This is a genomic window from Polaromonas sp. P1_G4 (genome assembly GCF_056405475.1).
On sequence record NZ_JBFUCA010000241.1, the window covers coordinates 1 to 6,308 of the forward strand.

Sequence of the window (6,308 nt, forward strand, 5' to 3'; positions counted from 1 at the left end):
TGGCAAGGCCGTCCAGCCCGTCAGTCAGATTGACGGCATTGCTGGAGCCCACGATCACGAGGTAAGTCAGGATCACGAAGCCGAACACGCCCAGCGGGTAGCTGATTTCCTTGACAAAGGGCACCAGCAGGCCAGCTTTGGGCGGCAGGTTCACGTCAAAGCCCGACTGCACCCAGCTGAAGAACAGTTCGAGCACGCGCATGTTGGAGCTCTCGGAGATGCTGAACACCAGGTACAGCGCCGCAATGAGGCCGATGATGGATTGCCACAGATATTTCTCGCGTGAACGCATGCCTTCCGGGTCCTTGAGTACGACCTTGCGCCAGTCGTCTGCCCAGCCTATGGCGCCAAAGCCCAACGTGACGATGAGGACGATCCAGACGAAACGGTTGGACAAATCGAACCACAGCAATGTGGAAATTCCGATGGACAGCAGAATCAGCACACCGCCCATGGTGGGCGTGCCACTCTTGCTCAAATGGGTCTGCATTGCGTATTCCCGGATCGGCTGCCCGATCTTCAGCGAGATCAGCCGCCGGATCACAAAGGGGCCAGCCAGCAGACCGATCAGCAGTGCTGTGAGCGCGGCCATGACTGCACGGAACGTCAGGTACTGGAACACCCTGAAAGACCCGAATTCGGGGGAGATTGACTGGAGCCACTGGGCCAGACTAAGCAGCATGGGGCTCTTCCTTCTGATGTTGTTGATGTTGTGTTTGATCTTGCGCATTGGCCGTGATGGCCTGGACCACACGTTCCATCTTCATGAAGCGCGAACCCTTGACCAGCATGCTGCCGGTGTGGGGCAGCTCGGCCAGCACGGCGGCGGCGAGTTCGTCCATGCCGCCAAAAATCTGCGCACCGCCAAAACCGGCCGCGGCCTGCTTTGACTGCTCGCCCAATGTGAACAATTTTTCAATGCCCAGCGCGCGCGCATGGCGCCCGGCTTCATCGTGGAACTGCGGCCCCTGGTTGCCGACCTCGCCCATGTCACCCATCACCATCAGGCGCGGGCCGGGCAGTTCGGCGAGGACCTCCAGCGCGGCGCGCATGGAGTCGGGATTGGCGTTGTAGCTGTCGTCGACCAGCGTCAACACCCGGCCTGGCAGGGCGACGGCGATGGCACGGGAACGGCCCTTGACCGGCACAAAAGCCGTGAGGCCCACGGAGATGGATGCCAGGGGAACGCCCGCCGCCAGCGCGCAGGCCGCGGCAGCCAAGGCGTTCTTGACGTTGTGCCGGCCGGCGATGTGCAGAGAGAAATCGGTGTTGCCCGCCGGGGTCGTAGCCACCACCTTCCAGCAGCCGCCCTCCCATTGCGCGGTGCCTGTGATGTCGGCGGCGCCCGAGAGCGCGAAGGTCAGTGCCTTGCGCGTGCCGACCAGTTCACGCCACAGCGAGGTGTAGTCGTCGTCGGCCGGAAAGACCGCCGTGCCGCCCGCATCCAGCGACGCGAACACCGAGCCGTTTTCGCGCGCCACCGCTTCCACCGTGGCCATGAATTCGAGATGCTCACGCTGTGCGTTATTGACCAACGCGACGGTGGGCTTGGTGAGTTCGGCCAGGTAGGCGATCTCGCCGGGGTGGTTCATGCCGAGTTCGACCACACCCACTTCATGCGCGGCCGACAGTCGCAGCAGCGTGAGCGGCACGCCGATGTCATTATTGAGATTGCCTTCGGTCGCGAAGGCCTTATCGGCCTTCCAGGCGCGCAAGATGGTCGCGATCATTTGCGTGACGGTGGTTTTCCCGTTGCTGCCCGTCACCGCCACCAGCGGGAGGCGGAACTGCGAGCGCCAACCGGCGGCCAATTGACCCAGCGCCAGGCGCGTGTCGGACACCTCCAGTCCCGGCAGGCCGGCTTGTGCCAGGCCATGATGGGCAATGGCCGCGACTGCGCCCTGCGCTTTGGCTTGTGCGAGGAAATCGTGGGCGTCGAACCGCTCGCCCTTGAGCGCCACAAAGAGGTCGCCTTCCTGCAGGCTGCGCGTGTCGGTGTTGACCCGCAAAGCCTGCACGCCGCCGTCACCCACGAGGCGAGCGGCGGGTAACCAGCCCAGGGCTTGCTGCAGGCGCATCATGGCCGGCCCTCCTGCTTGGGCGAAGCCAAGGCATCGAGCGCCGCCTGCGCATGCTCGCGGTCGGAGAAAGGGAGCTTTACACCGCCCACTTCCTGAAAACTTTCGTGGCCCTTGCCGGCCAGCAGCACCACGTCGTCGGAGCCGGCGAGGCTAAGGGCGTGCGTGATGGCAGCTGCGCGGTCGGCCTGCACATGCACGGCATCGCGATGGCTCAGGCCCAGCAGCACCTGGCAGATGATGGCCAGCGGATTTTCGCTGCGCGGATTGTCGCTRGTCACCACCACCTGGTCGGCATTTTTTTCGGCTACGGCTGCCATTAGCGGTCGCTTGGTGGTGTCGCGGTCCCCACCGCAACCGAACACGCACCAGAGCTGACCATTGCGGTGTGCCGCTGCCGGTCGCAGCGCGAGCAATACCTTTTCAAGTGCGTCGGGCGTGTGGGCGTAATCGATCACCACCAGCGGCCGACCGGGCATGGCCAACGTCTCGGTGCGGCCGGGCACGGGTAGCAGGCCGGCACAGGCCTTGACCGCATCGGCCAGCGGCACACCCATGGCGCGCAGGGCCGCGAGTACACCGAGCAGGTTGGACACGTTGTACTGGCCCACCAGTCGGGCAGCCAGCGTATGGCTTTCGGCACCCTCCGTCACCTCAAAGCTCAAGGCATCAGTGCCGTGCTCGAGCTTGCGCGCCTGCAAACGCGCCGGCTCCGCACAGGACACCGTCCAGAGGTCCAGGCCGCTCCCCGCGAGCGACTCCTTCAGTTCTGCACCCTTGGCATCGTCGATATTGATGACCGCCGCCTTCAGGCCCGGCCAGCCGAACAGCGCGGCCTTGGCCTCCCAGTAGGCTTGCATGGAAGTGTGGTAGTCGAGGTGGTCCTGCGTGAAATTGGTAAAAATTGCGACCTCAATGACGGTCGCGTCCAGGCGGTGTTCGACCACGCCGATGGAGGAGGCCTCCAGCGCACAGGCGACAAAGCCCTGGTCGGCGAAGCGCCGAAGTTCCTGTTGCAGCAGCACCGGGTCGGGCGTCGTCAGGCCGTTGGAAACMATGGCACCAGGCTCACCTATGCCCAGCGTGCCAATGACGCCGCATTTGTGACCCAGCCGGCCCAGAGCCTGCGCCAGCCACCAGGCGGTGGAGGTCTTGCCGTTGGTGCCGGTCACAGCGGAAACCCGCAACTGCCGGCTCGGTTGGTCGAAGTAGACGGCGGCGATAGGCCCGGTCGCAGCCTTGAGACCGGCGTATTCGGCGATCTTTTCGTCCTGGAAACCGAAGGCGGCCGCGCCTTCCTGTTCGACCAGACAGGCAGTGGCGCCCGCATTCAACGCGCTGCCCACGAACTTGCGCCCATCGGTCGCGGTGCCGGGCCATGCGATAAAGCCGTCGCCCGGGGTCAGTCTGCGGCTGTCCGTGCACAGGCTGCCGCTCACGCGTTCGCGCAACCAGCCGGCGGCTTGTTCAGGGGTGTGGAGTTGCATGCTCAAAACGACTCCTCCACGGCCTGCGTGGTGATTTGCGGCTTGACGCTCATGTCGGGCTGCACGCCCATCATGCGCAGGGTCTGCTGCACCACCTCACTGAACACAGGCGCGGCGGCCACGCCGCCGAAGTAGTTGCCATCGCTGGGCTCGTCGATCATCACACCGACGACGATGCGGGGCGCTTCAATGGGGGCCATGCCGGTGAACCAGGCCCGGTACTTGTTGGTGGCATAACCTTTTCCAACCTGCTTGTGCGCCGTTCCCGATTTGCCGCCTACCGAATAACCCACCGTTTGCGCCAACGGACCAGTACCCCCGGGTGCGGCGGCCATTTGCAGCATCCGGCGGACGGCGTGCGCGTTCGCTGCGGAAAAGACCTGTACGCCTACCGCGGGCTCACTGCTCCTGAGCATGGTGACGGGAATGATCTGGCCGTCATGTGCGAACGCAGTGTAGGAGTGCGCCATCTGGAACAGCGAAGCCGACAGCCCGTAACCATAGGCCATGGTCGCCTGCTCGACAGGGCGCCAGGTCTTCCAGGGTCGCACACGTCCGGTGACCGCGCCTGGGAACTGGATCTGCGGCTTTTGCCCATAACCCAGAGCCATGTAGGTCTCCCACATTTCCTGCGGACTCATCTTTTGTGCGATCTTCAGCGCGCCGACGTTGCTGGATTTCTGGATGACGCCTTCCACTGTCAGCGTGCCGTAGTTGTGGGTGTCACTGATGGTGAAGCCGCCGATGCTGTAACGGCCGGGTCCGGTTTCGATGACGGTTTGCGGCTTGATGCGACCGGCCTCCAGCGCCATGGCCACCGTGATCGGCTTCATCGTGGAACCCGGCTCGAAGGTATCCGTGAGGGCCCGATTGCGCAACTGCTCGCCGGTCAGATTTTTCCGCCTGTCGGGCACGTAGCTGGGATAGTTCGCCAGTGCCAGTACCTCGCCGGTGGTGGAGTCCAGCACCACGACGCTGCCGGCCCGGGCTTTGCGCGCAATGACCGCGTCGCGCAGCTTCTGGTAGGCGAAGAACTGCACCTTGCTGTCTATGCTCAGCTGGATGTCCTTGCCTTCGACGGGCGGCATCTGTTCGCCGACATCCTCGACGACACGGCCCAGGCGGTCCTTGATCACGCGGCGCGAACCGGCCTTGCCGGCCAGGTCCTTGTTGAAGGCCAGCTCAATGCCCTCCTGGCCGCGATCCTCAACGTTGGTGAAGCCCACCACGTGGGCCACGGTTTCGCCCTCGGGATATTGACGCTTGTATTCCTTGCGCTGGTAGATGCCCTTGATGCCCATGGCATGGATTTTTTTTGCCACCGGCTCGTCGACCTGACGCTTGAGCCAGACAAAGGTCTTGTCCTCTTCGCCCAGCTTCCTGTTGAGCTCGACCAACGGCATTTCCAGCAGCACGGCCAGCTCGGCCAGTTGCGACTTGCTGGCTTCGACGTCTTCGGGAATGGCCCAGATGCTGGATGCCGGTACGCTGGATGCGAGGATCAGCCCATTGCGGTCCAGGATGCGGCCGCGGTTGGCGGGCAACTCCAGTGTGCGGGCAAAGCGCACCTCACCCTGGCGCTGGAAAAATTCATTGCCAAAAATCTGGATATAGGCCGCACGGCCCGCTAGCCCGGCAAAAGCCAACGCGATACCAGCCACGATGAATTTGCTGCGCCAGACGGGAGTCTTGCTGGCCAGCAGGGGGCTGGACGAATAAAGCACGCTGCGACTCATGGCCTGGGCCCTTCCGGTGCCGAAGCCGCCGTTACCGGAGCGTCCTTGTAGCTCACATATTGCGTGATGGCAGGTGTCACCGTGCGCATCTGCAGCTTGTCCTTCGCAAGCTTCTCGACCTTCAGCGGCGTCGCCTGGGCGCGCTTTTCCACCTGCAAACGCTCGTTGTCCATTTCGATTTTGCGGGCTTCGGCCGTCGCTTTTTCCAGCTCGACATAGAGACGTCGCGACTCGTACTGGGTGCGCACGAGGTAAAGCGCGCTGGTCAACACGGCGAGAAGCAACACGAGGTTCAGCCTGGCCATGAGATAGCCCCCACGCTTGTCGCTTCGCGTACTGCGCTGCCCCTCGAAGGGGCCGCTGCGCCTGCGGCCCGGCAAAGCCGGTTCCGCGGCCCCGGCTGGCATGAAATGCCTGTCGCCCTTTGTAGGCCCCTCACGTTTGTCGCTTCGCGTACTACGGGGTTCATGCCGCCACCCCCGTGCGTTCGGCGACGCGCATCACGGCGCTGCGCGAGCGCGGATTGCCTTCGACCTCTTCTGCGCTGGGCTTGGTGCGGCCAAGCGCCTTGAGCTGCATGGCCTTGGGTTCGGCGAAAGGCGCGCGACGGTCGAAAACCTCGCGCGAATGTGCGGCGATGAACTGCTTGACGATGCGGTCTTCGAGCGAATGAAAACTGATCACCACCAGACGGCCTCCCGGTTGGAGAACTTTCAGCGACGCAGCTAGCGCCTGTTGCAGCTCTTCAAGCTCGGCGTTGATGAAAATCCGAAGAGCCTGAAATGTGCGCGTTGCAGGGTCCTTGCCCGGCTCGCGGGTTTTGACCGCGCCAGCCACGACTTCGGCCAGCTCAGCGGTGGTTCGAAGAGGGCCCCGTTCCTGTCGGCGACGATCAATCGCCTTTGCAATCTGTTGAGCAAACCGTTCTTCGCCATATTCACGAATCACCTCCGCCATGGTTTCTATGGATGCATCCACCAGCCACTCGGCCACGCTCTGGCCACGCG

The 6,308-nt window shown here is 63.6% G+C and carries 6 protein-coding genes; all 6 read right to left on the reverse strand.

All coding sequences use genetic code 11. From position 1 onward, the window contains the following. On the reverse strand, positions 1 to 682 hold a 682-nt coding region (locus tag AC1D1X_RS13120; RefSeq protein ID WP_477698423.1), incomplete at its 3' end, for an MraY family glycosyltransferase. Continuing rightward, positions 672 to 2,081 (reverse strand): UDP-N-acetylmuramoyl-tripeptide--D-alanyl-D-alanine ligase, encoded by a 1,410-nt coding sequence (locus AC1D1X_RS13125; protein WP_477668404.1) that lies wholly within the window; start codon positions 2,079 to 2,081, stop codon positions 672 to 674. The genes AC1D1X_RS13125 and AC1D1X_RS13120, both read right to left, overlap by 11 nt. Continuing rightward, positions 2,078 to 3,565, reverse strand: a complete 1,488-nt coding sequence (locus tag AC1D1X_RS13130) for a UDP-N-acetylmuramoyl-L-alanyl-D-glutamate--2,6-diaminopimelate ligase (protein ID WP_477698424.1) — start codon at positions 3,563 to 3,565, stop codon at positions 2,078 to 2,080. The genes AC1D1X_RS13125 and AC1D1X_RS13130 overlap by 4 nt, the downstream gene beginning before the upstream one ends. A gap of 2 nt (positions 3,566 to 3,567) precedes the next feature. Beyond that, complete coding sequence (locus tag AC1D1X_RS13135) at positions 3,568 to 5,301, reverse strand: peptidoglycan D,D-transpeptidase FtsI family protein (protein ID WP_477668406.1); 1,734 nt, start codon at positions 5,299 to 5,301, stop codon at positions 3,568 to 3,570. After that, on the reverse strand, positions 5,298 to 5,606 hold the full coding sequence (ftsL, locus tag AC1D1X_RS13140) for a cell division protein FtsL (protein ID WP_477668920.1): 309 nt from the start codon (positions 5,604 to 5,606) through the stop codon (positions 5,298 to 5,300). The genes AC1D1X_RS13135 and ftsL overlap by 4 nt, the downstream gene beginning before the upstream one ends. Before the next feature lie 160 nt (positions 5,607 to 5,766). After that, the coding region (gene rsmH / locus AC1D1X_RS13145; protein ID WP_477698425.1) for a 16S rRNA (cytosine(1402)-N(4))-methyltransferase RsmH at positions 5,767 to 6,308 on the reverse strand (542 nt) is incomplete at its 5' end.

What these genes read in the sequence shown, in the direction of transcription:
- AC1D1X_RS13125 (WP_477668404.1), bottom strand. Translation starts at nt 2,081, where the DNA reads ATGATGCGCCTGCAGCAAGCCCTGGGCTGGTTACCCGCCGCTCGCCTC.
- AC1D1X_RS13135 (WP_477668406.1), bottom strand. Translation starts at nt 5,301, where the DNA reads ATGAGTCGCAGCGTGCTTTATTCGTCCAGCCCCCTGCTGGCCAGCAAG.
- ftsL (WP_477668920.1), bottom strand. Translation starts at nt 5,606, where the DNA reads ATGGCCAGGCTGAACCTCGTGTTGCTTCTCGCCGTGTTGACCAGCGCG.